This window comes from Streptomyces sp. NBC_01216 (assembly GCF_035994945.1).
Classification (GTDB): domain Bacteria; phylum Actinomycetota; class Actinomycetes; order Streptomycetales; family Streptomycetaceae; genus Streptomyces.
Window position 1 is genome coordinate 6,067,887 of the sequence record NZ_CP108677.1, and the last position, 26,227, is coordinate 6,094,113.

The 26,227-nt window shown below is 71.7% G+C and carries 23 protein-coding genes and 1 pseudogene; 17 read left to right on the forward strand and 7 right to left on the reverse strand.

The window, feature by feature from the left end; genetic code table 11:
• The first annotated feature begins 77 nt into the window (after positions 1 to 77).
• From OG393_RS27275 to OG393_RS27285, 3 genes are all read left to right on the forward strand, one after another.
• On the forward strand, positions 78 to 1,055 hold the full coding sequence (locus tag OG393_RS27275) for a hypothetical protein (RefSeq protein ID WP_327377338.1): 978 nt from the start codon (positions 78 to 80) through the stop codon (positions 1,053 to 1,055).
• A gap of 214 nt (positions 1,056 to 1,269) precedes the next feature.
• The gene (locus OG393_RS27280) at positions 1,270 to 3,132 is read left to right on the forward strand and encodes an HSP90 family protein (protein ID WP_327377339.1); all 1,863 of its coding nucleotides are present in this window, start codon (positions 1,270 to 1,272) and stop codon (positions 3,130 to 3,132) included.
• A complete protein-coding gene (locus OG393_RS27285; protein WP_327377340.1) occupies positions 3,133 to 6,150 on the forward strand; it encodes a tetratricopeptide repeat protein in 3,018 nt (1,005 codons plus the stop codon).
• An 83-nt stretch (positions 6,151 to 6,233) separates the two neighbouring features.
• On the opposite strand, the gene OG393_RS27290 is transcribed toward OG393_RS27285, so the two are convergent.
• Both OG393_RS27290 and OG393_RS27295 read right to left on the reverse strand, forming a co-directional pair.
• Entirely contained in the window at positions 6,234 to 6,788 is a 555-nt protein-coding gene (locus OG393_RS27290) for a DUF3291 domain-containing protein (RefSeq protein ID WP_327377341.1), read from the reverse strand.
• Positions 6,789 to 6,820: 32 nt separating this feature from the next.
• A complete protein-coding gene (locus tag OG393_RS27295) occupies positions 6,821 to 7,510 on the reverse strand; it encodes a helix-turn-helix transcriptional regulator (protein ID WP_327377342.1) in 690 nt (229 codons plus the stop codon).
• A gap of 647 nt (positions 7,511 to 8,157) precedes the next feature.
• On the opposite strand from OG393_RS27295, the gene OG393_RS27305 reads away from it, so the two are divergent.
• The 4 genes from OG393_RS27305 (at position 8,158) to OG393_RS27320 (ending at position 11,044) form a co-directional block, all read left to right on the forward strand.
• Positions 8,158 to 8,730, forward strand: coding sequence for a DUF5994 family protein (locus OG393_RS27305; protein ID WP_327377343.1), 573 nt, complete (start codon positions 8,158 to 8,160; stop codon positions 8,728 to 8,730).
• A gap of 5 nt (positions 8,731 to 8,735) precedes the next feature.
• Entirely contained in the window at positions 8,736 to 8,906 is a 171-nt protein-coding gene (locus OG393_RS27310; protein ID WP_327377344.1) for a hypothetical protein, read from the forward strand.
• Entirely contained in the window at positions 8,903 to 9,169 is a 267-nt protein-coding gene (locus tag OG393_RS27315; protein ID WP_327377346.1) for a hypothetical protein, read from the forward strand. Before OG393_RS27310 ends, OG393_RS27315 begins: the two co-directional genes overlap by 4 nt.
• A 675-nt stretch (positions 9,170 to 9,844) precedes the next feature.
• Positions 9,845 to 11,044 (forward strand): PP2C family protein-serine/threonine phosphatase, encoded by a 1,200-nt coding sequence (locus OG393_RS27320; RefSeq protein WP_327377347.1) that lies wholly within the window; start codon positions 9,845 to 9,847, stop codon positions 11,042 to 11,044.
• 254 nt (positions 11,045 to 11,298) lie between these two features.
• On the opposite strand, the gene OG393_RS27325 is transcribed toward OG393_RS27320, so the two are convergent.
• Positions 11,299 to 11,859, reverse strand: a complete 561-nt coding sequence (locus OG393_RS27325; protein WP_327377348.1) for an ATP-binding protein — start codon at positions 11,857 to 11,859, stop codon at positions 11,299 to 11,301.
• Positions 11,860 to 12,327: 468 nt separating this feature from the next.
• On the opposite strand from OG393_RS27325, the gene OG393_RS27330 reads away from it, so the two are divergent.
• Positions 12,328 to 13,317: a LysR family transcriptional regulator gene (locus tag OG393_RS27330; protein ID WP_327377349.1), complete on the forward strand. Its 990-nt coding sequence runs from the start codon at positions 12,328 to 12,330 to the stop codon at positions 13,315 to 13,317.
• A gap of 46 nt (positions 13,318 to 13,363) precedes the next feature.
• On the opposite strand, the pseudogene OG393_RS27335 reads toward OG393_RS27330, so the two are convergent.
• Positions 13,364 to 13,492 (reverse strand): annotated as a pseudogene (locus OG393_RS27335) (IS5/IS1182 family transposase); the annotation flags it as partial.
• 162 nt (positions 13,493 to 13,654) lie between these two features.
• Here OG393_RS27335 and OG393_RS27340 point away from each other — a divergent pair.
• From OG393_RS27340 to OG393_RS27370, 7 genes are all read left to right on the forward strand, one after another.
• Positions 13,655 to 14,491, forward strand: a complete 837-nt coding sequence (locus OG393_RS27340) for an alpha/beta fold hydrolase (protein ID WP_327377350.1) — start codon at positions 13,655 to 13,657, stop codon at positions 14,489 to 14,491.
• A 318-nt stretch (positions 14,492 to 14,809) separates the two neighbouring features.
• Positions 14,810 to 16,045 (forward strand): IS701 family transposase, encoded by a 1,236-nt coding sequence (locus OG393_RS27345; RefSeq protein ID WP_327378567.1) that lies wholly within the window; start codon positions 14,810 to 14,812, stop codon positions 16,043 to 16,045.
• 179 nt (positions 16,046 to 16,224) lie between these two features.
• A complete protein-coding gene (argC, locus tag OG393_RS27350) occupies positions 16,225 to 17,253 on the forward strand; it encodes an N-acetyl-gamma-glutamyl-phosphate reductase (RefSeq protein WP_327377351.1) in 1,029 nt (342 codons plus the stop codon).
• Positions 17,250 to 18,416, forward strand: coding sequence for a bifunctional glutamate N-acetyltransferase/amino-acid acetyltransferase ArgJ (gene argJ / locus OG393_RS27355; RefSeq protein WP_327377352.1), 1,167 nt, complete (start codon positions 17,250 to 17,252; stop codon positions 18,414 to 18,416). The genes argC and argJ overlap by 4 nt, the downstream gene beginning before the upstream one ends.
• Positions 18,413 to 19,336 carry an acetylglutamate kinase gene (gene argB, locus OG393_RS27360; protein WP_327377353.1) on the forward strand — a complete coding sequence of 308 codons (924 nt, stop codon included), beginning with the start codon at positions 18,413 to 18,415 and terminating at the stop codon, positions 19,334 to 19,336. Before argJ ends, argB begins: the two co-directional genes overlap by 4 nt.
• Entirely contained in the window at positions 19,333 to 20,535 is a 1,203-nt protein-coding gene (locus OG393_RS27365) for an acetylornithine transaminase (protein WP_327377354.1), read from the forward strand. The genes argB and OG393_RS27365 overlap by 4 nt, the downstream gene beginning before the upstream one ends.
• 7 nt (positions 20,536 to 20,542) lie before the next feature.
• On the forward strand, positions 20,543 to 21,106 hold the full coding sequence (locus OG393_RS27370; protein ID WP_327377355.1) for an arginine repressor: 564 nt from the start codon (positions 20,543 to 20,545) through the stop codon (positions 21,104 to 21,106).
• 135 nt (positions 21,107 to 21,241) lie between these two features.
• On the opposite strand, the gene OG393_RS27375 is transcribed toward OG393_RS27370, so the two are convergent.
• Both OG393_RS27375 and OG393_RS27380 read right to left on the reverse strand, forming a co-directional pair.
• A complete protein-coding gene (locus OG393_RS27375; protein WP_327377356.1) occupies positions 21,242 to 21,976 on the reverse strand; it encodes a L,D-transpeptidase family protein in 735 nt (244 codons plus the stop codon).
• Positions 21,977 to 22,078: 102 nt separating this feature from the next.
• Positions 22,079 to 22,675 carry a pyridoxamine 5'-phosphate oxidase family protein gene (locus OG393_RS27380; protein WP_327377357.1) on the reverse strand — a complete coding sequence of 199 codons (597 nt, stop codon included), beginning with the start codon at positions 22,673 to 22,675 and terminating at the stop codon, positions 22,079 to 22,081.
• Positions 22,676 to 22,817: 142 nt separating this feature from the next.
• On the opposite strand from OG393_RS27380, the gene OG393_RS27385 reads away from it, so the two are divergent.
• Both OG393_RS27385 and argH read left to right on the forward strand, forming a co-directional pair.
• Entirely contained in the window at positions 22,818 to 24,011 is a 1,194-nt protein-coding gene (locus OG393_RS27385) for an argininosuccinate synthase (RefSeq protein ID WP_327377358.1), read from the forward strand.
• A 120-nt stretch (positions 24,012 to 24,131) separates the two neighbouring features.
• A complete protein-coding gene (gene argH, locus OG393_RS27390) occupies positions 24,132 to 25,559 on the forward strand; it encodes an argininosuccinate lyase (RefSeq protein ID WP_327377359.1) in 1,428 nt (475 codons plus the stop codon).
• A gap of 85 nt (positions 25,560 to 25,644) precedes the next feature.
• On the opposite strand, the gene OG393_RS27395 is transcribed toward argH, so the two are convergent.
• Positions 25,645 to 26,154, reverse strand: a complete 510-nt coding sequence (locus OG393_RS27395; protein WP_327377360.1) for an HAD domain-containing protein — start codon at positions 26,152 to 26,154, stop codon at positions 25,645 to 25,647.
• Positions 26,155 to 26,227 lie beyond the last annotated feature (73 nt).

A 26,227-nucleotide genomic window follows, 5' to 3' on the forward strand; every position in this document is an offset into this window, starting at 1 on the left:
TTGTCGGTCGTGCGTGATAGTCACTACCACCACGAGGGGGTGATCATCGGCCCCCGCACACATCAAGGGGTGGGGACATGGCGTTGCTTCGTGAGTGGGGGCTCACGCTGGGGAAATGGGTAGGCCGGCCGGGCGCGCGGCTGATCGAGGACTCCGGCGATCCCGACGCACCGAGGGTGCGTGAGGCCGCCGAGGCGGCGGACTGGAACACCGTGCGGGAGGTGCTCGAAGCGCGTCCCGAGAGCGAGGACCGGACCGCGCTGCTGTGGGCCGTCGGCGAGACCCAGGGGGTGGAACGGTGGATCGCGGACGTGATCGAGGCGGAGCCCGGCGCCGCCCTGCCCCGGCTCGTGGCGGGCATCCGGCATATCACGTGGGGATGGGAGGCCCGGACCAGCGCACGCGCGGAGCACGTGTCGCGTGAGCAGTTCGACACCTTCCACGCGCGACTGCGCACGGCCGAGGACCGACTGTACGAGGTGGCCGAGCGAGAGCCGCACTGGACCTCACCCTGGTACGCCCTCCAGCTCACCGGCCGCGGCCTGCAGGTCGGCCAGTCCACCGCACGCCGCCGGTTCGAGGCCACGGTCCGCCGCGACCCGCACCACCTGGGGGCGCACCAGCAGCAGCTGCAGCAGGTCTGCGACAAGTGGGGCGGCTCGCACGAGGAGATGCACGCCTTCGCGCGGACGTCCGCCTTCGAGGCTCCCGGCGGCACGGCGCTGGGACAGCTCGTCGCCGTCGCGCACATCGAGGAGTGGCTCTCCCTGGACGACCGGGAGCAGCAGTCCTACCCGCGCCGGCGCGAGGTGGTCGAGTCCCTCCGAGCCGCCGCCGACCACTCCTTCCGGCACCCGGACTTCGTCCGCCGGGACAACCGGCTCCAGGTCGCCAACTCCTTCGCCATGGCCTTCGCGCTCGCCGGGGACCGCGAGTACGCCCGCGCGGCCTTCCAGGCCACCGACGGACTCGTCACCTCGTTCCCCTGGACCTACCTCGACGCTTCCAGCCCCCTCTCCGCCTACCGGGCGCAGCACGCGGTGGCCGGGCGCTGATCCTGCGGCGCCCCCGCACGCCGGGTCGCCGAAACACCCGAAGCGTCCGGTCCTGTCCCACCGTCCGGCCCGTCCGGTACCGGGCCCGTCCGCGGGCGGACCTCCGCCACGGTCCGGCGCGCTCCACGCCCGTCTCCCACGCCTTCCCGTCCTCACATGCCCACGCGCGCCACGCCCGCCGGCGGCCGGCGCACCCACCGAAAGACTCCGTCAGGTGCCTCACTCCGAGACCGCTCACACCTTCCAGGTCGACCTGCGCGGCCTGGTCGACCTGCTCTCCCATCACCTCTACTCGAGCCCCCGCGTCTACCTGCGGGAACTGCTCCAGAACGCCGTCGACGCCATCACCGCCCGCCAGGCGCTCACCCCCGACGCCCCCGGCACCATCACGGTGACCACCGGCGACACCCTCACCGTCACGGACACCGGCGTCGGTCTCACCGAGGCCGATGTCCACCGGTTCCTCGCCACCATCGGGCGCAGTTCCAAGCGGACCGCCGACGGCGCCCTCGACGGCTCGGGCCTCGACGCCGCCCGCGGGGATTTCATCGGCCAGTTCGGCATCGGCCTGCTCGCCTGCTTCGTCGTGGCCGACGAGATCACGGTGCTCAGCCGGTCCGCAGCCGACCCGTCCGCGCCCGCCGTCGAATGGCGCGGCCACTCCGACGGCGGGTACACCATCCGCACCCTGCCCGCCTCGGCCGTCCCCGAGCCGGGCACCACCGTCCGGCTCACCCCGCGCGCCGACAACGCGGAATGGACCAGCCCCGAGCGGGTCGTCTCACTCGCCCGGCACTACGGCGGACTCCTGCGGCACCAGGTCACCGTCGTCGGACCACGCGGCGAGACCCACCGGATCAACGAGACGCCCCCGTGGCGGCAGACCCACCGGTCCCCCCTCGCCCGCCGCGAGGCGATGACCCGGTACTGCCGCGACCTGTTCGACTTCGCCCCACTCGACACCATCGAGCTCGACCTCCCCGCCGCCGGGCTGCGCGGCGTCGCGTACGTCCTGCCGACGGCGGTCAGCCCCGCCCAGCGCGCGGGACACCGCGTACACCTCAAGGGCATGCTCCTCACCGACCAGGCCCCCGAGCTGCTGCCCGAGTGGGCGTTCTTCGTGCGCTGCGTGGTCGACACCACCAGCCTGCGGCCGACCGCCTCCCGCGAGGCGCTCTACGAGGACGGCACCCTCTCCGCCGTACGGGACGCGCTCGGCGACCGTATCCGCGACTGGCTCACCGGACTCGCCGCCAGCGACCCGTCCCTGCTGCACCGCTTCATCGAGACCCACCACCTCGCCGTCAAGGCCCTCGCCCGCTACGACGACGAACTGCTGCGGATCGTGCTGCCCTGGCTCCCGTTCGAGACGACCGACGGCAACGTCACCCTGGAGGAGTTCGCACGAACCCACCCGACGCTCCTGGTCACCCGGAGCGTCGAGGAGTTCCGGCAGGTCGCCCCCATCGCCTCGGCCGCCGGCCTGGGCGTCGTCAACGGCGGCTACACCTACGACCGCGACCTCGTGCACCGGCTGCCGGAGATCCGCCCCGGGACGGCCGTCACCGATCTCGACCCGGCCACCGTCACCGCCCATCTCGACGCCGTGGACCCGACCGCCGAACTCCGGGCGGCGGCCTTCCTCGCCGTCGCCCGGGAGACGATCGGCGTCCACGACTGCGACGTCGTCCTGCGCGACTTCCAGCCGGTCACCGCTCCCGCGCTGCTCCTGGACAACCGTGAGGCACGCCACGAGCGCACCCGGTCGAGCCTCGCCGCCGACAGCGACGGACTGTGGGCCGACATCCTCGGCTCCCTGCGCCACGAGACCCCCCGTGCGCAGCTCGTCCTGAACCACCTCAACCCGCTCGTCCGCCAGGCGATCACCATCGCCGAGCGCGGACTGGCCGTCACGACCGCCGAGGCCCTCTACGGCCAGGCCCTGCTGCTCAGCCGCCGCCCACTCCGGGCCGGTGAGAGCGCCCTGCTCAACCGGGCCTTCATCGGCCTGCTCACTCACGCCATGCACCACCCCGGTACGGCGGCACCCGGCTCCGAGCCCCGGAAGGACATCTAGATGCTGGACACCCCCGAGGCCGTGGTCGAGGCGCTGCGGGAGAACCACGACCGCCCCCACGGCCTGCAGCGCACCATCACCGCGGAGGAACTCGTCGAGGCGGCCGACCCCTTCGACAAGCCCGACGTCCTCGTCACGGCGCTGCTGGAGCTCATGACGTCGTACGAGTTCACCGGGGAACACCGCAAGTCCCCCGTCGTCTTCGCCCGGCTCCTCAAGCTGTGGGACACCGCTCCCGAATCCTTCAGCCAGTGGGAGGCCCACCAGGTCTTCTGGCGCTTCAAGTGGGTCACGACCTCCCTGCTCCAGGTGCCGGAGGTCCCACTGGCCACCGTGCGGGGCTGGATCGACCGGATGCGCGACCGCTACGAGAAGGCCGAGCACGGCATGCAGCCGGTGGCGGCGATGTGCTTCCGGCTTGCCTCCCACACCGGCACGGACGTCGCCGACGCCTACGATCTCTGGATCACCCGGCCCCGTACCGAACTCAGCGACTGCGAGGCATGCGAGACCCGGCACCTCGCCTGCCACCAGGTGGCCGCCGGCGACGACGACGGCGCCCTCGACAGCTGGCGGCCGGTGCTCGACGGCACCCAGTCATGCAGCGAGGAACCGCAGGTGAGCCAGGCGTACGCCCTGCTGCCGCTGCTCCGCGCCGGCCGCACCGACGAAGCCCGCTCCCACCACCTCACCGGCTACCGGCGCGTCCGGGGCAACACCGGCATGCAGGACGAGATCGGCCTGCACCTGGAGTTCTGCGCCCTCTCGCGCAACGAGGGCCGAGGGCTGGAGATCCTCGCCGAGAACCGCACCCTGTTCGAGGCGACCGGCGCCCCGCTGGCCCGCCTCGGTTTCCTCACCGGCGTCGAGGTGCTGCTCACCCGCATCGTCGCGGACGGGCACGCCGACACGGTCGTGGCCGGCCCGCCGGGACGCACCTGGGCCGCGGGCGAACTCCTCACCCACGTCCGTACCGAGGCGGACGCCCTCACCGCCGCCTTCGACACGCGCAACGGCACCACGGCCGTCGGCGACCGCCACCGGCTGCGCGTGGCGCAGTGCCCGCTGCTCGACGCGCCGCTCCCGCTGGGACTACGGACCGCCCTCACCGGTACCTCCGCCACACGGACTGCGGCGCCCGCGGTTCCCGCACCCGCCACCACGGAGGAGATGCCCGAGGACTTCGTCTCGCTGGTGCGCGAGGCGCGCCGCCTGGCCACCATCGGGAACCCCCGGTGCGCCCCGCTGTGGACCCGTATCGACGAGCGACTGGCCGACGGCACCGCCGCGCACGACGACCTCCTCGGCCCGGAGGACCTGCTGCTCGCCGAGATCGCCGAGCAGCGCGCCCTCCGGCTCAGCGAGGAGGACCGCACGGCGGAGAGCGTCACCGAACTCGACCGGGCCGCCGCGCTGTTCGAGCGGCTCGCCATGCCCTGGCACGCCCTGTCGGCGCGGGCGCGCGCCGCGGCCTGGGAGTCCGTCCCCGACCGTGGCCCGGCCGGGGGGAAGGGCGGGGACCCGGAACCGGCCGCCGGGGAACCGGACACGGAAGCGATCCGCGCCGCCGTCGACGCGACGCTGCGTGAGACGGAGCGGCTGAAGGCCGAGACCCCGCTGACCGGCGAGAACCCGGCGCAGGGAGAGACCGCGTCCGGCCCCGACGTGGGTTCGGTGCGCGCGCTCGAGTACCTCACGGTGCTGTACGCCTGCGTCTTCGCCGCCTTCCAGGAGATGGCGCGGGACCCGGAGGCGGACCCTTCCGCCACGGAGCGGTTCGAGGCGTTCACCCGGACGCTGCGCTCCGAGGCCGAACTCCTGGCCGTGCCGCACCAGATGGCCAACGCGCGCCAGTTCACGGCCGAGCTCGCCGGCCGGCGCGGCGACATGGCCGTGGCCGAGGCGGAGCTGCGCGCAGCGCTGACGGACCTGGACGCCGCCGGCCGCCCCTGGCGGGCGTCGCGACCGCGCCTCCAGCTCGCCCAGGTCCTGCTGTCCGGGGAGCGGCCGGCGGAGGCGGTGGAACTGCTGCACCAGGCGATCTCCGACGCGATCCGCTACGCCGACACGACCTTCCCGCTGGCTCCGGCCTACGCGATGCTCGGTCACGCCACCACGCACCTGGGGGACTTCGGCGGCGCCGTACGCCACCTCTCGGAGGCGGCGGCGCGGTTCGACCGGGACGGCGCGTACCAGCAGGCCACGGAGATCCGGCTGCAGCTCGCCGATGTCCTGGCCCGCAGCGGGCAGCCGGCCGACGCCGTCGCCGTACTGGAGTCGGTCCTCGCCGACGAGACCTCAGCCTCGCTCGACGAGCGCATGCTCGCCCAGGCCCGGCTGACACTGGCGCGCGGACTGCGCGAACTGGAGGAGTACCTGGCCGCGGCCGAGGAGTTCCTGCGGCTGGCGGACCTGGTCGCCGGGTGGGAGGACGACCGGACGGTCCACACCATGGTGGCGGCGGACGCGGCGACCGCCCTGGCGATGGCCGACCGCTGGGAGGCGGCGGCCACCGCGTACGAGCGTGCCGTCGCGTCGCACGCCGAGGCGCCCAACCCGTCCGTGCTCATCAACATGATGTGCGAGTTCGCGCGCCTCACGATGGTGTCCCGTGGCACCGACGGGCTGGAGGCGGCCCTGGACCACCTGAAGCGGGCCGACGCGGTCCTCGCCGCCGTACCGGAGGACACCGACGGCATCGTCCGCTGGTACGAGCGGGGCATGGTGCACTACCGGCGTGGCCGGGTCCTGGCCGACGCCGAACGCTTCCCCGAGGCCCTGGCCGAGACGGAGGCGGCTGTCGCCGCCCACGAGGAGGGCCAGGAGCAGGGCGAGGTGCCGCGCGCCGAGGCGGTCCGGATCGCCGCCCTGATCGAGGGGAACGGCCTCGGCCGCTTCGACGAGGCCGTCGTCCGGCTGACGGCGGCGGCCCGCCGGTGCCGTCAGGCGGAACTCCCGGAGGCCGCCGAGATCCTCGACGCCCTCCGCCGGGACTTCCTGAACCGTCAGGCGTCCTGACCGTGCTCCCCGGCCCCTCACACGGGGCCGGGGAGCACCCGCCGTGCCGCCCGGCGCACTCGCCGCCTTCCCGGACGCCCGCTTCAGACCGCCGGTGGGTCCCCGGCCGCCGTCGTCCGCGCGTCGGGGGCGTCGGCTTCGGGCCGCGTCGGCGACGCGGCCGCGGGGTGTCGGGCGGCCTCGGTGGCGCCGTAGGAGGAGGTGAAGGTGAACGCCCGCGGGGAGGGCCCGTGGGCTCGAAGGTGCGCCAGGCGTTCCAGGGCCTCACCGACGGTCGGCAGGTGCCCGGCGGGGACCCACCACAGCACCAGGTGTGCTTCGACGTGCCGCTCGAACCACTCGCGTCGGCGTCGCATCGCCTCCAGGTGTCCGCTGCGGTAGGCGAAGTCCCACAGGGCGTCCTGGCTCTCCCACAGGGACAGGTTGACGATGACGTTCTCGCCGGCCGGTCGGAGAGCGGTGGCGTCGCTCCCTCCCTCCTCCACCAGCCGCCACACGAATCCGGGCGCCCCGTCGGCGGCGGCGTTCACCGGGTCGAGCATGTCGACGAACGGTGCCACGCGCGGGTCGTCGAGAGGGTGGCGGAGCGTCGCGACGTTGAGCTGGGCGAGATGGGCGGCGTGCGGGGATGCGGTCATGGCCTCATCCCAGCACGCTGCCGTTTTCTATGTCAACCATCGTTGTTTTTAGAATTCTCGATCACCACGCAACACCGACCCGGCCGGGCGTCCATGCGGGCACGGACGGCTCCGTCCGTACCGAACAGCCCCTCCAGGAGCGCCAGGTTCATGCCGCAGACGAGGGGTGGGAAGCGCTCGGCCACGGCATGGAACGGGCAGTTGCGCATACGGACGACCGGCGCGGCCGACCCGGCCGCGGCCTCGGCCCCCTCGGTGTCTTCCAGGTGCGGTTCGTAGCCGCGGGCGGCCAGCACCTCCATGGCATCCGCCAGGTCGGCGCAGGGCTCCGTCGAGCCGCGCAGCGCCTCGCCGCGGCTCCGCGCGGCCGCGCGGAGCCCGGCGTCGAGCCCAGCCGCCTCGGCGGCCTCGGCCAGCAGGTCCGCGGCGGTCCGGTAGTCGCGGGCGGGGAGTGACACCGACCGCTCGACCCGCACCCGCGTGTACACCTTGGCGGGACGGCCCGCCCCCGGCCCCGAGCGCTCCGTCAGCCGACGGCTGCCGCTCTCCAGCAGGCCGGCCTCGGTCAGCCTGTCGAGGTGGTGCGCGGCGAGCGTACGCGCCACTCCGGCGGCCTCGGCCGCCTCGTTGCGGCCCACCTCACGGCCTTGGGTCGCCACGTACTCGTACAGGCGACGCCGCACCGGATCCTGCAGCATGGCGATCGCGTCGATGTGCTCCATCCGGCCATTCTAGGAACAACGCTGCTTGGAGACAGAGAGGCGGGGACGCCCCGACTCCGCCCGGCGCGCGTTCCCGTCGACCGCTCCGTGCCGGGCGGCCGGAGGCGGTCGCGAGACGGTGCCCAGGCCACGTCCGGCACCCCGATCCGGGCGCCACGGTGCCCCGGGCCGGTGCGTGAGCGCCGGGAGGAACCGGCCTCCCGCGCCGGCCTCCCGTCCGACGCGGTGGACACGCTCGTGGCGGACCCGGACGTAACGAGTCGTCGCCGACGCCCTGTGGGCCACCCCGGACGCGGCCACGAGGCTCGCGGCGCATCCGCACGCCGAGGTCCGCCGCGCGGTGGCGGTCAACGAGGCGACACCCTCGGCCACACTGGCGGCGCCGACAATCGCAGGCGGGGGCGTCGCGGTCCGGCACCGGTGCCGGACGACCGACGTCCGCGGCCCCTGCTCCATTCACGGTACTCCCGCCGACCATCCTGGCGCCCACCCGGAAAACACCTGGTCAGAAAGGCCAAACTCGGCTGAACAGGCGTACGGTGAAGACACCGGGAGCACTTCGCACACCTGCTGCCACGCGGGTGTCGTTTCCGGTGATCGCCTAAGAACCGGGCTGCCGACGGGCACCCCGGGGGCAGGTCCCCACCATGACCAGCACCCTCGACCGGACCACGCCCCGCGACCTCACCGCAGACCTCCCGGCTCGCTTGTCCCTCACCCCGATGACCACGCTCGTCGGCCGGCTGGACGGTGCCTGGTGGCCCCGCTCCCGCGACCTCGAAGCCGAACTCCCGCCGCTCGCCGCCGCTTTGGAGGAACCCTGGGGTCGCGTCACCCGTGTCACCGTGAACCCCACCCGCTGGCCTGTCGTACCCCACACGGTCGCCGTGCACGGGCGCACACTGCACGTGGGCTGGTTCACCGAACAGCACCCCGACACGCTGATCCTGCTCTCTTACACCGTCGGCCGCTGGGACCTCCTCGTCATCCCGCCCGAGACGGCACCCGCCGCGGCGGCCCGCCTGATGGCGGCCGCGGTGATCCCGGGCAGCCTCCTCACCGCGGGCATGCTCATGGCCGACGAAGCCACCGGGCGAGGCGTCCGTGATGCCGCGCGGCGGGAAGCCGCCTGGGAGGGCGAGGGCGGAGCCTGTGCGGCCCCCTCCGAGGAACCGACCGGGGGAAGCGTCCACTCGTTGTCCGCGAACGGCCGGAGGTGAGCTCCGTGGAGACCGTCGTCGTCGCGGCGATCATCCTTGCGATCGTCACCGTGATGGGCTGCATCCACCTGCTCAACGCTCGGCACGACGCACGGATCGCGGTCCACCCCTCTCGGCCACCCCCTACCGAGGCATCCTGCCCCGCACGCGTCCCGAAAGGAGTCCCGCCCAGGTGAAGTACATCGAGACCCAGACGCCGCCGTCGCCCGGACACGCCGAGGTACGGATCATTGCGCACACGCCCGAAGCCGCCCGAGCGGTAGCGGAGGCGCTGCGCCACTGCTTCGCCGGCTCGGAGCAACGCAGCTATCCCGGCCTCGACGGCGACACCCGCCTCCACCTCACCGTGGACACGGCGACACCCGCCGGCCCGGCCCGCTCCTGGCTGGCCGCGAGCACGGCCGCCGCCGGTACCGGCGCACACTCCGACGAGGTATGAGAAGGCGCGGCCGGCACCCGGAACCACCTCGTGTGCCCCCACACGCCGCACGCCAAAGGACACGGTCATGGCCACACCGCGCGGACGCACGTACCGCGGACAGGTGCTCCGGATTCCGTACGGAGCCGTCGAGGGCAACCGCCTGGTCGGCGCAGGACGGATCGGATCACCGTCGACCGGGAGGCCGGTGACACCCCGGTGGTGGCCACCCTCACCCACGAGGGAGTCCGGCACCGGGAGGCCGAGGAGGGCCTCGGGCGGTTCTCGGGCGGGCCGATCGGCGACACGTGGTCGAAACAGACGTGCCAGGCAGGACCGTCGAGTCGAGGGCGGTCACCTCGTGCGCAGCGCAGACCGGCAGCCGCCCGTCCCGGACCCGGAAACGGACGAACATCTTGAGCGGTTCGCCGACCGCGGTCGCGTCCGCGACGCTCCGGGGCCGCGCGATCTCCTCCACCTCGTGGATGCAGACCGGGACGTGGTCGAGCCGGGCGATCTCGTCGAAGCGCCGGTTCACCCCGCCCGCTCGCCCGCCCGTACTCGGCGGCGGCCGGCCATGCCGCCCAGGGCCTGGCGCGGGAGCCGTGTGGCGTACCCCGTCGCCGGGGAGCATCCTGGAGGCCACGCCGTCCGTGCGGCCGGACGCCGCCCCGCCGCCTGGTTGGAGGCAACAGGATGACCGTCGGAGGTCGCGCGGACCCGGATCTCTCCGAGAGCTTCGGGGAGGCACTGCTCGGGGTGTTCCTGGACCGGGCACACGAGCTGCCGCCTCATCTGGTCGGCCCGCTCGTCGCGGAGACAGTGGTTCGCATAGGGGGCCGGGAACCACAGATCCTGCTTCAGGACTACGGCCAGCAGTATCTGGTCCCTCTGCCCGGAGCGGGAGGAGCCGCCGGCGATCCGCAGCCCATCGACCGGTCCGAAGCCGGCCGCTGCTTCCTGGGGTCACACCCCGTCGAAGTCCCGGCATCCGACGGTGTACGGGTCCACCTGCCCCTGCTGGACGGCGCCGACCAGGTGGGGGTCCTCGCGGTCACCCTGGACGGGATCGACGACGACATCCGCCGCCTCCTGCGTAGGATCGCCGGCCTGGCGGCCGACCTGCTGCAGAGCAAGAACGGCTACACGGATCTCTTCTTCCGGACCCGCCGCAGTGAACCGATGAGCGTCGCCGCGGAGATCCAGTGGTCCCTGCTGCCCCCGCTGTCGATGGTGATGCCCCACGTCGCGGTCGCCGGAGTCCTGGAGCCGGCCTATGCCGTGGCGGGGGACAGCTTCGACTACGCCCTCAACGGCGATGTCCTGCACCTGGCCATGGTCGACGCGATGGGACACGGTCTGGACGCGGCGACGATGGCCACGGTGGCCATCGGCGCGTACCGCCACGCCCGCCGGATCAGCATCGAACTGTCCGAGATCTATCTCTTCATGGACCGGGCCGTCGCCGAGCAGTTCGACCAGGACCACTTCGTGACCGCCCAGATGATGCGCCTGGACACGGACACGGGACGCCTCCACTGGGTCAACGCGGGACATCCCGCGCCCATGCTGATCCGCTCGCACCGCGTCGTACGCCGTCTGGACAGCCCCACGACGTTCCCCGTCGGCATCGGAGGGGCCCAGCCGCAGGTCAGCACGGTGGCGCTGGAGCCGGGCGACCGCGTCCTCTGCTTCACCGACGGCCTGATCGAGGAACACGAAAGCGGGCAGGAGCAGTTCGGCGAGGAGCAGCTGATCGACTGGGTGAACCGGCTGGAGGAGGCTGACCACGGGATCCGCACGGTGGCCCGGGACCTGTCCCACACTCTCAAGCGGGCGCGTGGCGAGACCACCTCGGACGACGCGACGCTCGTCCTGGTCGAGTGGCGCGGATGACGCGAGGCCGTGCCGCAACGCGCCGGCAGGAGCGGCGCACAGTGGCCGAAGAGGGCAACCGTCCTTCCACGGGGCGGACCTGACCGATCTGGAACTCGATGGCCGCGTCGCACCCGTACCGGAGTACGCCCGGCCCGTCCGGGGGCGCCGGCCCGCCGGACGCCCCGGCGCCACCGCGGCGCCGGACCGAACTGGTTCGGTTCCCCGGCCGACTGGACGCGCACTGCCCGTCGCCGGAAGGCTGTTCCCCGACGCTACAGCGGCGGGTTCGCACGTGGCGGGCGGACCTCTCGGTTCCTGACGGCCTGTGCGACCTGCCGGGCGGCCTGGGCGGGCGTGAGGTGAGTGGTGTCGATGACCTCGGCCTCGCGGTGCAGCCAGGTGCGGGCCGCCTCGGCATAGGGCTCGAGGTACCGGAGGCGGAAAGGGGAATCGGGACCGAGAACGGTGTCGCCCCGGATGCGCGCACGGAGGGTCGCCTGGTCGGCGTGGAGGACGAAGTGCCGTACCGGAAGGGCATGCTGGGCGAGGCCCGTACTGATCTCGTGCCAGTACCGCTCGACCAGCACCGTCATGGGCATCACCAGAGTGCCGCCGGTGTAGTCGATGACGCGGCGGGCGGTCTCGACGACGAGCGGTCGCCATGGCGGCCAGTGCTGGAAGTTGTCCGTCTCGGGCAACCCCGGTGTGACGTCCATGAGTGTTTCGCCGACCTTCTCGGCGTCGAACACCCTGGAGTCCGGAATCAGTTGCCGCACGAGCGCGGCGGTCGTCGTCTTGCCCGCGCCGTGGGTGCCGTTCAGCCATACGATCACGGGGCCACGCTAGCGCCGCGCGCCGTGGGATCGGCGGGAAACGGGGCCCGGTACGGCTTCGGCAGGTCGTCCGAGTCGGGCAGTGGACCGGCCGGAGCGCCCACGGGCCGGTCACGGCAATCCGTCGCGGCAGTCCGTTGACCCCGCGTACTCGGCGGGGGCGTGGGTTGTCGCAGGTGCCCTGGACGTCGGCGAACGCCGCAGTGCGACCCCACCGCCTGGGCACGGTCGGCTGACCCGCCACGAAACGGCGGTTCCCGGGACTTCGGCCACCCCCAGGGCCCCGCTCCCCACCGGGGCGGCCACCAGGGAGCGCGGCCCCTCGCCACGCCGGCCCCGACGCAGCCGGCCGCCACCCACCGTTCGATCATGGCCGTGCACGCCCGCCTCGCTGACCCGAGGCCGCCACGGGCGATGAACCTGTTCGAGACGCGCGAGTGAAGCCGGCCGATTCCCTTGTTCGCGCCGGTGACCAGCGTAATCGTTCGTTCGCTCATGGGGACCATGCTGCTCTCGGACCCCGGCAGCGGTCCAAGACCGATCGGGTGGGCATCGATACCGTCAGGGTATCGATCCGGAGTACGGTGGCGGGATGGAGACCGGGAGCTGCGATATTTCGTCGCTGTCGCTGAGGAGCTGCACTTCGGGCGCGCCGCGCAGCGGCTCGGGATCGCGCAGCCGCCTCTGTCGCGGGCGATCCAGCGGCTCGAACGCCGGCTCGGGGCAGCACTGCTGGATCGGACCAGCCACACCGTCACGCTGACCGAGGTCGGCTCGGTGCTGTTGGCCGAGGGCCGGGTGGCCCTCGACGCGGTCGACGCCGCCGAGCGCCGGACCCGCCGCGCAGCCCGTTCGGTGACCGGCCGGCCCGGCCTGGCCCTGATCACGAAGGCCAGCGCGTCCCGCGAACTGTTGGCCGGACTGCTCGACGCGTACGCCGCGGAACCCGACGCGGTCCCCGTCGACGTCATCCTGTGCGGCCCGTCCGAGCAGCAACGACTTCTGCGCGAAGGCCGGGCCGACGTGGCGCTGTTGCACCGACCGTTCGACTCGACAGCCGGGTTCCACACCGAAGAGCTCAGCACTCAGGGCCAGGTCGTGGTCCGGCCGTCCGGGCATCCGCTCACCGTCCGGGCCCATGTGCACATGGCCGACATCACCGCCCTGCCGGGCCTGCCCCTGCCGCGCGGGCCCGACCCGGACGGTACCTACCCGCCCGGCCCCGGCCCACAAGTCCGCGACCACGCACAGTTGCTGCAGCTCGTCGCGCTCGGCCGCGCGTGCGCGGTCTCACCGGAGTCCTGTCGCGCCCAACTGCACGGTGACCTCGCCGCCGTGCCCGTGCTGGACGCGCCGGCGGTCACCACCGTCATCGCCTGGCCCCCGCGCAGCCGGTCCAGAGCCGTCGCCGACCTCGTCCGGACCGCGACACGTCTCTCAGGGCTGCCCGGTAAATGATCTCTGACTGACGGGAACGTGGGCGGTGATCAATCCGGCCGCTCGTCTATCCGGCGAGGTTGAGGTTGTGCATGCGTGCGATGCCGAGCATGGTGTGGTAAGAACCATCGCCTTTGAGGCGGCAGTCGCGGAGGATCTTCCAGGTCTTCATGCGGGCAAAGACGTGCTCCTGCCGCCCCAAGCCCTCGATTCTGCGTGAGGGGTCCGCCCTCTCCGAGATGTGAGGACTTCGGCATCGAGCGCCTGGCGCACCGATGAGTTTTCTGCGCCGCGGGGGTCCTATCGGAGTAACGCACACCACAGCAGTACGGCCCCTACGCGAACCGGAGAGATGGACATGGCAACAGCGCGAGAGCAGTCGGCCAGAGTCGAGGCCCGTGTCGCCTCCGCTGACGGCACCGAGATCGCATTCGAGCAGTCGGGCCGCGGGCCGGCCGTCGTCCTGGTTGCCTCGGCACTGGCAGACCGCTCGGACACGACCAAACTCGCGGCTCTCCTCGCCCAGCACTTCACTGTGATCAACTACGACCGGCGCGGACGGGGTGCCAGCGGTGACGCCAATGCTCACACCCCCGATCGCGAGACTGAAGACATCGCCGCGCTGGTCGAACACGTCGGCGGTTCGGCGTCGCTGTTCGGCTCGTCCTCCGGAGCCGTCCTCGCCCTGCGCGCGGCCGCTGCCGGAGTGAACGTCGACCGCCTGGCTCTGTATGAGCCGCCGTTCGTGGTCGCCGAAGGCGACGACGGGCCGCCCGAGGATCTCGCACAGCAGATCACCGTGCTGCTTGCGGAGGGCCGGCACAGTGACGCGGTCGAGTACTTCATGACCAGAGTGCAGGGCATGCCCCGCATCGCCGTGTTCTTCATGAAGCTCATGCCGAAGACGTGGGCAAACCTCACCAAGCTGGCCAGCACTCTGCCCTATGACATCGCGGTCATGGGCGATACCCAGCAAGGCAAGCCGCTCGACGCCGAGGAGTGGAAAGGGGTGGCCGTACGCACCCGTGTGTTGACCGGCGGCAAGAGCCCGGCCGCGTTCCAGCGCGCCGCCCTCGCCGTCACCGAGATCCTGCCGCAGGCCGACCACCGCACTCTGCCCGGGCTCAACCACGGTGCCGTCGTCATGGCTCCGAGGAAAATCGCCCCGCAGATCATCGAGTTCATCAAGGGATGAGCTTGTCGTTCGAGCGGTTCGGCGGCGCTTGGTACCCCTCCTGGTACTCGGAGCGGAGCGCGACCCACCTCCAACTGACCGCCGAACCCCGGACGACCACAACTTACGAGCAAGCCCTTAGCCTCAATGCCAGAGACTCTTAAGTCACTGGTATTGGCCCTAGTGCTCCAGCTGTAGATCGCGATCTTGATGGTCGGGGCTGGTCCGGGAACGGGTGCGGCCACCGGTGATCATCGGTGTGTGAAGACAGAAGATCAGACGGTGGCCGCAGGCCACAGCATAGATCCCGCCCGCTGGCAGGAAGCGTTCGAGGTCCTGATGGGCCGTATCGCGGGACGGTTCGTCCGGGTGGAACCCCGGCGCCGGGCACGGGCGTTCGTGCTCGGGCTGTTGTCGGACCTGCCGCGCAAGAACTGCTGGACGCTCGCCGAGCATGCCGGGGACGCGACCCCGTACGGTCTGCAGCACCTGCTGTCGAGGGCCAAGTGGGATGCCGACGCGGTACGCGACGACGTCCGCGGCTTCGTCGTCGAGCACCTGCGCCACGAGGACGCGGTGCTGGTCGTGGATGAGACCGGCGACCTGAAGAAGGGCACGCACACGGTGGGCGTGCAGCGCCAGTACACCGGCACCGCCGGACGCATCGAGAACAGTCAAGTCGCTGTCTACCTTGCCTACTCAACCCCGCTCGGGCACGCGGCGATCGACCGGGAGCTGTACGTCCCACGTTCCTGGGCCGAGGACCCGGCCCGCTGCCGGGCCGCCGGGATACCCGACGCCGTCGGCTTCACCACGAAACCTGCTCTCGCCGCCCGGATGATCGGCCGCGCACTGGACGCCGGCGTCTCCGCATCCTGGGTGGCCGGCGATGAGGTCTACGGAGGCAACCCGCACCTGCGAACCGAGCTGGAGAGGCGCGAGATCGGCTACGTGCTCGCCGTGGCCTGTGACCACCAGATCGCCACCCGAGCGGGCAAGCTCCGCGCCGACGCCCTGGTCAAGATGCTGCCGAAGCGGGCCTGGCAGAAACTGTCCGCCGGCGCCGGCGCCAAGGGGCACCGCTTCTACGACTGGGCCCTGGCCGACATCGCCGACGACCGGCCGGGCCACCGTCAGCTACTCGTCCGCCGCAACCGGCGCACCCGTGAACTTGCCTTCTACCGCTGCTACTCGGCAATCCGGGTTCCGCTGTCCACTCTGGTGCGGGTCGCCGGGCGCAGATGGACGGTCGAGGAGACCTTCCAGTCCGGCAAGGGCCTGGCCGGACTGGACGAGCACCAGGTCAGACGCTGGACGTCCTGGCACCGCTGGGTCACCCTCGCGATGCTCGCCCACGCCTTCCTCACCGTCGTCCGCGCCGAGGAACACGCCCGCCACCCCGGGCCGGACGGGCTGATACCGCTCACCTGCAACGAGATCCAGCGCCTGTTCAACGCGCTCGTCGTCCCGCTCGTCCACGGTGCGGCTCACTGGCTCGACTGGTCCCACTGGCGACGCCGCCACCAGGCCCGATCCCAGGCCAGCCACTATCAGCGACAAGCCGTTCAGGAATGAAGATCGCGATCTACAGCTGGAGTACTAGGGCGGGTCATCTCTCACACGCAACCGGGCCAACTCAAGCGCCAAGGGGCCACTCGGCCGCTCGATCACATCACCTCTCCGCGCCTCGATCGAGACCTTTGCATAAAACTGCGGCGACACGTATAGTCATGCCATCCAGGAGGAGGGTTTCGATGACGGTACGAGCAGCAGTGGCAGGCGCGAGCGGATACGCGGGCGGAGAGCTCCTGCGGCTCCTCCTCGCGCACCCCCACGTGGAGATCGGGACGCTGACCGGCCACTCCAACGCCGGCCAGCGGCTCGGGGGTCTCCAGCCGCACCTCCTGCCGTTGGCCGACCGGGTCCTCGCGCCCACCACCGCCGAGTCGCTCCGCGGCCACGACGTCGTCTTCCTCGCTCTTCCGCACGGACAGTCCGCCGCGGTCGCCGAGCAGCTCGGCCCGGACACCCTCGTCGTCGACATGGGTGCCGACTTCCGGCTCCGGAGCGCCGCCGACTGGGAGACCTTCTACGGCACCCCGCACGCCGGGACCTGGCCCTACGGCCTGCCGGAACTGCCCGGAGCCCGTGCCGCGCTGGAAGGGACCAAGCGCGTCGCGGTCCCCGGCTGCTACCCCACCGCCGTGTCGCTCGCGCTCTTCCCCGCGTACGGGAGCGGCCTCGCCGAACCCGACGCCGTGATCGTCGCCGCCACCGGCACCTCGGGCGCCGGCAAGGCGCTCAAGCCGCACCTGCTCGGCAGCGAGGTCATGGGCTCGATGTCCCCGTACGGCGTCGGCGGCGGCCACCGCCACACCCCCGAGATGATCCAGAACCTCAGCGCCCCGGCGGGCGAGCGCGTCAGCGTGTCGTTCACGCCCACGCTCGCACCGATGTCCCGCGGCATCCTCGCCACCTGCTCCGCCAAGGCAAGGCCGGGCGTGAACGCCGAGGCCGTCCGGGCCGCCTACGAGAAGGCGTTCGCCGACGAGGCGTTCGTCCACCTGCTGCCCGAGGGGCAGTGGCCGGCGACCGCGTCCGTGCAGGGTTCCAACGCCGTTCAGATCCAGGTCGCGTACGACGAGGCAGCGGGGCGGATCATCGCGATCAGCGCCATCGACAACCTCACGAAGGGCACCGCCGGCGGCGCGGTGCAGAGCATGAACATCGCCCTCGGGCTGCCCGAGGACACCGGACTTCCCACGATTGGAGTCGCTCCATGAGCGTCACCGCAGCGAAGGGATTCACGGCAGCGGGCATCGCCGCCGGGATCAAGGAGAACGGCAACCCGGACCTGGCCCTCGTGGTCAACACCGGGCCCCGCCGCGCCGCCGCGGGCGTCTTCACCTCCAACCGCGTCAAGGCCGCACCCGTCCTGTGGTCCCAGCAGGTGCTGACCACCGGCGAGCTGGCCGCCGTCGTCCTCAACTCCGGTGGCGCCAACGCCTGTACCGGCCCCCAGGGCTTCCAGGACACGCACGCCACCGCCGAGAAGGTCGCCGAAGTCCTGAGCGAGGGCGGCGCGGGCATCGGAGCCGGAGAGGTCGCCGTGGCCTCCACCGGGCTCATCGGCCTGCCGCTGCCCATGGACAAGGTTCTGTCCGGCGTGGAGAAGGCGGCCAAGGAGCTCTCCGCGCACGGCGGCGAGAAGGCGGCCATCGCCATCAAGACCACGGACACCGTGCACAAGACCGCGGTCGTCACCCGGGACGGCTGGGCCGTCGGAGGCATGGCGAAGGGCGCGGGCATGCTGGCCCCCGGCCTCGCCACCATGCTGGTCGTCCTCACCACCGACGCCGACGTGGACGCCCGGGGCCTCGACACCGCCCTGCGCGACGCCACCAGGCTCACCTTCGACCGGGTCGACTCCGACGGCTGCATGTCCACCAACGACACCGTCCTGCTGCTGGCCTCCGGCGCCTCCGGCGCCGCCCCGCCGGCCGAGGAGTTCGCCGAGGCCGTACGCGCCGTCTGCGACGACCTCGCTCGTCAGCTCATCGGCGACGCGGAGGGTGCCAGTAAGGACATCCGCATCGAGGTGATCAACGCCGCGACCGAGGACGACGCCGTCGAGGTCGGCCGTTCCATCGCCCGGAACAACCTCCTGAAGTGCGCCATCCACGGCGAGGACCCCAACTGGGGTCGGGTGCTCTCCGCGATCGGTACCACCGGCGCCGCGTTCGAGCCCGACCGGCTCAACGTCGCGATCAACGGCGTCTGGGTCTGCAAGAACGGCTCTGTCGGCGAGGACCGCGACCTGGTCGACATGCGCTACCGGGAGGTCACCGTCACCGCCGACCTCTCCGCCGGCACCGAGTCGGCCGTCATCTGGGCCAACGACCTGACCGCCGACTACGTCCACGAGAACAGCGCGTACTCGTCATGACCAGCAGCACGCGGAAGCACACCGCTCTCCCCAAGGCGCAGACCCTGATCGAGGCCCTGCCCTGGCTGACCCGGCACCACGGCAAGACCGTCGTCATCAAGTTCGGCGGCAACGCCATGATCGACGAGGACCTCAAGGCGGCGTTCGCCCAGGACGTCGTCTTCCTGCGCCACGCCGGTCTCAAGCCGGTCGTCGTGCACGGCGGCGGCCCCCAGATCAGTGCAGCCCTCGACCAGGCCGGCCTGGTCAGCGAGTTCAAGGCCGGGCTGCGGGTCACCACGCCCGAGGCCATGGACGTCGTGCGGATGGTCCTCGCCGGACAGGTCCAGCGCGAACTCGTCGGGCTGCTCAACCAGCACGGCCCGTTCGCCGTCGGCATGACCGGCGAGGACGCGCACACCATCACCGCCACCCAACACCGGCCGGTCATCGAGGGAGAGCGGGTCGACATCGGCCGCGTCGGTGAGATCACCGCTCTCGACACCGGAGCCATCGAGGCGCTCCTGGAGGACGGCCGGATCCCGGTCATCTCCTCCATCGCCCGTTCCCAGGACGACGGACATGTCTACAACGTCAATGCTGATACGGCGGCTGCGGCTCTCGCTGCGGCGCTGGGCGCCGAGACCCTGATGGTCCTCACCGACGTCGAGGGCCTCTACGAGGACTGGCCGCACAGCGACGAGGTCATCTCCCGGCTCACCGCGAGCCAGCTGGAGAAGCTGCTGCCCGAACTCTCCAGCGGCATGGTGCCCAAGATGGAGGGCTGCCTGCACGCCGTACGCAACGGCGTCACCACCGCCCGGGTGATCGACGGCCGGGTCCAGCACTCGATCCTGCTGGAGATCTTCACCGACGAAGGCATCGGGACCATGGTCGTGGCCGACGAGCGGTTCACGGCCGGGGAACGGGAGGAATCGTGAGCGGCGCCAACGCGGAACTCGCCCGGCGGTGGCGGGGCGCGCTGATGGACAACTACGGCACGCCGCAACTGTCGCTGGTACGCGGCGAAGGCGCCCGGGTCTGGGACGCCGAGGGGAAGCCGTACCTCGACTTCGTCGGCGGCATCGCCGTCAACGCCCTCGGCCACGCCCATCCCGCGGTCGTCGACGCCGTGTCCCGGCAGATCGCGTCCCTCGGCCACGTCTCCAACCTGTTCGTCGCCGAGCCGCCCGTGGCGCTCGCCGAGCGGCTGCTCCGGCTCTTCGGCCGCCCTGGCCGGGTCTTTTTCTGCAACTCGGGCGCCGAGGCCAACGAGGGCGCCTTCAAGATCGGCCGGCTGACCGGGCGGACCCACATGGTCGCCACCCTGGGCGGCTTCCACGGCCGGACCATGGGGGCCCTCGCGCTGACCGGCCAGCCCGGCAAGCAGGACCCTTTCCGGCCGCTGCCCGGCGACGTCACGCACGTGCCCTATGGCGACACCGAGGCGCTGCGCGCCGCCGTCACCGAACAGACCGCGTTCGTCGTCATCGAGCCGATCCAGGGCGAGAACGGAGTGGTCGTACCACCCGTGGGGTACCTCCAGGCCGCCCGCGAGATCACCCGCGCGACCGGCACCCTGCTCGTCCTCGACGAGGTCCAGACGGGCATCGGCCGGACCGGGCACTGGTTCGCCTGCCAGGGCCACGGAGTCGAGCCCGACATCGTGACGCTGGCCAAGGGGCTCGGCGGAGGGCTGCCGCTCGGCGCGACCGTCGCCTTCGGCGAGTCGGCCGAGCTCCTCCGGCCCGGACACCACGGCACCACCTTCGGCGGCAACCCGGTCTCCTGCGCCGCGGGACTGGCCGTCCTGGACACCCTGGCCGCCGAGGGAGCCCTCGACCACGTGAAGCGGGTGGGCGAGCGGCTGCGCGACGGAATCGAGGCTCTGCACCACCCGTTGGTCTCCCATGTCCGTGGTGCGGGCCTTCTGCTGGGTATCGTGCTCACCGAGTCCGTTGCCGCCCAGGTGCAGCAGGCGGCTCAGGACGCCGGACTTCTGGTGAACGCGCCCGCCCCCGATGTCGTACGGCTCATGCCGGCACTGATCGTCACCGACGCGGAGGTGGACACCTTCCTGGAAGCATTTCCGGCCGTCCTCGACGCAGCGGTGAACGGGGAAGGACGAACCGGAGAATGAGACGACGATGACCGACGCGCAGGAAACCGGGAACTGGGGGTCCCCCCAGGCGGAGCCTGGGGCAGGGCCGTCCGTTCCGCAGACCCGCACCGCACGCCACCGCAGGATCGTCGACATCCTCAACCGGCAGCCGGTGCGTTCACAGAGCCAGCTCGCGAAGCTCCTCGCGGACGACGGGCTGAGCGTCACCCAGGCGACGCTCTCCCGCGACCTCGACGAACTCGGCGCGGTGAAGATCCGCAACACGGGCGGCGAGCTGATCTACGCGGTCCCCAGCGAGGGCGGATTCCGTACCCCGCAGGCCCCGCTCGGCGAGTCGGCCAAGGAGGAGCGCATGCGACGCCTCTCCGGTGAGCTGCTGATCTCCGCCGAGGCGTCCGCCAACCTGGTGGTGCTGCGGACGCCACCGGGCGCGGCCCAGTTCCTCGCGTCGGCCATCGACCAGGCCGAGCTGCACGCGATCCTCGGCACGATCGCGGGAGACGACACGCTGCTGCTGATCTCCCGCGACCCGGCCGGCGGCCAGGCACTCGCCGACCACCTGCTGAGACTCGCGCAGAACGACCGATAGCGCCGGACCGGTACCCGCGAACGTCAGGCTTCCGTCGGGGCGCGCGGGGCGCGAGCGTGGGGACCTTTTGGTGCCTGCTACCGCGTCGGGCGGGCTTCGCCCTGAGGCGGCACTGGCGGGCGGCCCGGCGGCGGATCAGTACCGACTGATCGCCGTCGGGCCGCCGTGCGTTCCGACGGCGATGTGCGGGCGCCGCGCCGGATCGGCCCAGAGGAGCAGCGCGCGCATCGTCTCCTCCGGCACGGACACGCAACCTGCTGTCGCCGCACGTCCGTTGACGTGGAGGAAGATTCCGGCGCCGCGCCCGCGCACCGGGCGGTCGTAGTTGAAGCCGATGACCAGCGCGTGCGCGTACTGCGTGGGGTAGGTGACGAGGTGCTCGGCCTCCGAGGGGCGGCAGTCGCCGGGAAGCCCCTCGGTCCAGCGGTTGTAGGCGTGCGAGGCGTTGTCCTGGCACCACCAGGACCGTTCGGTGACCCGTGCGTAGCCGTAGGCGGTCCCGGCGGGCGCGGGCCGGATACCGAAGGCGTACGGCAGCGGGTAGAGCCCGGTGGGCGTGGTGCTGGTGCCCTGCCGGCGCCGCGCTCCCTCGGCCAGGCCGTTCGCGCCGAACCGGGCGGGCGCCTCGCCCACCCGCACCCAGTGCCCGTCGCGCCGGTCCCACCAGGTGACCGTCCCGGTGGTGGAGCCGGGCGTCGGGGCCTCCGCGGTGATCAGCTGAGAGCCGCCCCCGGTGTCCGCCATCCGCTCGGGGAGCGGGACGGGCCCGGTCGTGCCGGAGGCGGGGGAAGAGGGCGCGACGGACACGGGCGCGGGGGTGGCGAGGCATGCCAGGAGGGTGCCGAGGGCGATCAGGGTGCGGATGCGCATGGTGTGACGCTAGCGCCCCTTGTGTCGCCGTATGTCCGGTCATGGGTCCCGACGCGCGTACGCGTCGTACCCGGCTGCCACCCGCGTGGCCGGCGGGCGGCCCTACGCGTCCGGGCGGGGGAGGGGCGGGAGCGGAAGCGGCAGCCCCGGCAGGCCGTCGATGCTGGTCGCGATGTGGTCCTTCCCGGCGAAGTACGCGTCCAGCGAGGCGTCGTCCTCGCGCGCGAACCGCTTGGCGTGCAGGTCCCGGTCTTTGTCGTACGCCATGAACGGCACTCCGTACCCGCAGGTGTCCCGGATGAGTTCGGCCGTCACCACCACGATGGCCCGGAGCCCGTGTGCCGCCCCGTCGATCCCGGGGAAGTGCGCCGTGAGCGTCTCCCATCGGGCGTCGTCGCGGGACACGGGCTCGCCGCGGCCGTGGACGCGCACGATGTTCGGGGGTCCCTGGAAGGCGCACCACATGAGGGTGATGCGCCCGTTCTCCCGGAGGTGCGCGACGGTCTCGGCGTTGCTCCCCGCGAAGTCCAGGTAGGCGACGGTCCGTTCGTCGATGACGGCGAAGGAGCCGGTCAGCCCCTTGGGGGAGAGGTTGATGGTCCCCTCGCCGTCCAGGGGGGCGGTGGCGGTGAAGAAGACCGGCTGGGCCTCGATGAAGGCGCGGAGGCGCCCGTCGATGTGTTCGTGCGCCTTTCCCATGGAGGTCATTGTCGCGCCGCCCGCCGGGGCCGCGTGGGCCGGTGGGTACTCCGGTCCGGGGAGGGCGCGCCGACTCTTTGACAAAACATACGGAGGACTGCATAGTTATACCCATCAGTGATTGCAAGGTAAGGAGAAACCCGTGACCGAGCGCGTCGTACTCGCCTACTCGGGCGGCCTGGACACCTCCGTCGCCATCGGCTGGATCGCCGAGGAGACGGGTGCCGAGGTCATCGCCGTCGCCGTGGACGTCGGCCAGGGCGGCGAGGACCTGGACGTCATCCGCAAGCGCGCGCTCGCCTGTGGCGCGGTCGAGGCCGAGGTCGCGGACGCCAAGGACGAGTTCGCCGAGGAGTACTGCCTCCCCGCGATCAAGGCCAACGCCCTCTACATGGACCGCTACCCGCTGGTCTCCGCCCTCTCCCGGCCGACCATCGTCAAGCACCTCGTCGCCGCCGCCAGGAAGCACGACGCCGGCATCGTGGCCCACGGCTGCACGGGCAAGGGCAACGACCAGGTGCGCTTCGAGGCGGGCATCCAGGCGCTGGGGCCGGACCTGAAGTGCATCGCCCCGGTGCGGGACTACGCCATGACCCGGGACAAGGCCATCGCTTTCGCCGAGAAGGCGAACCTGCCGATCGCGACGACGAAGAAGTCCCCGTACTCCATCGACCAGAACGTCTTCGGCCGCGCCGTCGAGACGGGCTTCCTCGAGGACATCTGGAACGCGCCGATCGAGGACATCTACGAGTACACGCAGAACCCGGCGACGCCGCGCGAGGCCGACGAGGTCGTCATCTCCTTCAAGGAGGGCGTCCCGGTCGCCATCGACGGCCGCCCCGTCACCGTCCTCCAGGCGATCCAGCAGCTGAACGAGCGGGCCGGTGCCCAGGGCGTCGGCCGGATCGACATGGTCGAGGACCGGCTCGTCGGCATCAAGTCCCGTGAGGTCTACGAGGCCCCCGGCGCGATCGCGCTGATCACCGCTCACCAGGAGCTCGAGAGCGTCACCGTCGAGCGCGAGCTGGCCCGCTACAAGCGGCAGGTCGAGCAGCGCTGGGGCGAGATGGTCTACGACGGCCTGTGGTTCTCCCCGCTCAAGCGCGCCCTGGACGGCTTCGTCAACGAGGCGAACCAGCACGTCACCGGTGACATCCGGATGACCCTGCACGCCGGGCGCGCCGTGGTCACCGGCCGGCGGTCCGAGGAGTCGCTGTACGACTTCAACCTCGCGACCTACGACTCGGGCGACACCTTCGACCAGTCCAAGGCCCAGGGCTTCATCGACATCTTCGCGCTCTCCGCGAAGATCGCCGCGAAGCGTGACCTCGCCTGAGCGCGACTCGTTCCCCAGCCGCCTCCCCTGTCCACCGCGCCGGGGCGGGACCCCCGACGGGCCCGCCGGGGCGCGGCGGGAGGCGGCTCGTCTTCACCCGTGTCTTGAGGAGCAGCAGCTGTGAGCAGCAACAACGGTGACGTCCGGCTCTGGGGCGGCCGGTTCGCCGACGGCCCCGCCGAAGCCCTGGCGAAGCTGTCCGCGTCGGTCCACTTCGACTGGCGGCTGGCGCCGTACGACATCGCCGGCTCCCGGGCCCATGCCCGCGTGCTCCACGCGGCGGGCCTGCTCACCGAGGACGAGCTGACCCGCATGGTCGCCGGCCTCGACCGGCTGGAGGCGGACGTCGCGGACGGCTCCTTCGTCGGCACCATCGCCGACGAGGACGTCCACACCGCGCTGGAGCGTGGTCTCCTGGAGCGCCTCGGCGCCGAGCTCGGCGGCAAGCTGCGGGCCGGTCGGTCCCGCAACGACCAGGTCGCCACGCTCTTCCGGATGTACCTGCGGGACCACGCCCGGGTCATCGGCGGCCTGATCGCCGAGCTGCAGGACGCGCTCGTCGGCCTGGCCGAGGCCCACCCGGGCGTCGCCATGCCGGGCCGGACCCATCTGCAGCACGCCCAGCCGGTGCTCTTCGCCCACCATGTCCTCGCCCACGTCCAGTCCCTCTCCCGGGACGCCGAGCGGCTGCGCCAGTGGGACACCCGTACGGCCGTCTCGCCGTACGGCTCCGGTGCCCTGGCGGGTTCCTCCCTTGGCCTCGACCCGGAGGCGGTCGCCAGGGACCTCGGTTTCGAGCGCGGATCGTCCGGCAACTCCATCGACGGGACCGCCTCGCGTGACTTCGTCGCCGAGTTCGCCTTCATCACGGCGATGATCGGGGTGAACCTCTCCCGCATCGCGGAGGAGGTCATCATCTGGAACACGAAGGAGTTCTCCTTCGTGACGCTGCACGACGCCTTCTCCACCGGCTCGTCGATCATGCCGCAGAAGAAGAACCCGGACATCGCCGAACTGGCCCGGGGCAAGTCCGGCCGTCTGATCGGCAACCTCACCGGCCTGATGGCCACACTCAAGGCCCTGCCGCTGGCCTACAACCGTGACCTCCAGGAGGACAAGGAGCCCGTCTTCGACTCCTGCGACCAGCTGGAGGTCCTGCTGCCCGCCTTCACCGGGATGATGGCGACGCTCACCGTCCACCGGGAGCGCATGGAGGAGCTGGCGCCGGCCGGTTTCTCGCTCGCGACGGACATCGCCGAGTGGCTGGTCAAGCGGGGTGTTCCGTTCCGGGTCGCCCACGAGGTCGCCGGCGAGTGCGTGAAGGCGGCCGAGGCCGACGGTGTCGAGCTGGACGGCCTCACGGACGAGCAGTTCGCGAAGATCTCCGAGCACCTGACCCCCGAGGTCCGCACCGTCCTCAACGTCCCGGGCGCGCTGGCTTCCCGTGACGGCCGTGGCGGTACGGCTCCCTCGGCGGTCGCCGCGCAACTGGTCGAGGTCAAGGCGGATCTGGTGATCCAGCACGCCTGGGCCGCGGCCAAGGGCTGATGCCGCGGCAGGCGATGTTCGCCCCTCGCGACAGGGCGAAGGTCGCCTGACACCGCACCAGCGCGGGGAGCGTCACCCGCCCGCGTCACAGCGCCGCCGCCCAGTCCGCGAGCGCGTCGAAGTCCGGCCGGATCAGCCCGATCCGGGGGTCGACGCTCAGCAACAGGGCGGCGGCGAGATGGTGTTCCCGCACGTACTCGTGGTCGTACGAGGTGATGTCGTCGTCCAGCCAGGCGAACGGCCGTCCCTCCGCGTACTCCAGGACGTACTGCGTCTTCCAGAAGGTCCCGCGAGGGGCCTTTCCGTGCATACGGGGCCAGTCGACGAACGGCAGCTCGGGCAGTCCGAGGAGCGGCCCTATCCAGGTGTTCGCCTCTCCCTTCCAGGTCGTCGCCCAGACCAGTTCGTACGCCTCCGCCAGCGCGAGCAGCTCCGCCCCGTGCCGGTGATCCAGCCACACCCGCAGCGGCTTCCTCTCGAACCAGCCGCCGGGCCGCATCCGGTGCGTCGTGTAGCCCTCCGGGCGACGTTCGCGCTGCGCCGCGTAAGGGTTCAGTGGCCCGTCCACGTCGATCAACAGCAGTGGCTTCGTCATGTCCGTAGCTTCCCCCTTGGCCTCCGATGAGGCATCGATTTATCTGGTGAGACAGCTGTGTCTCATTCGGTGT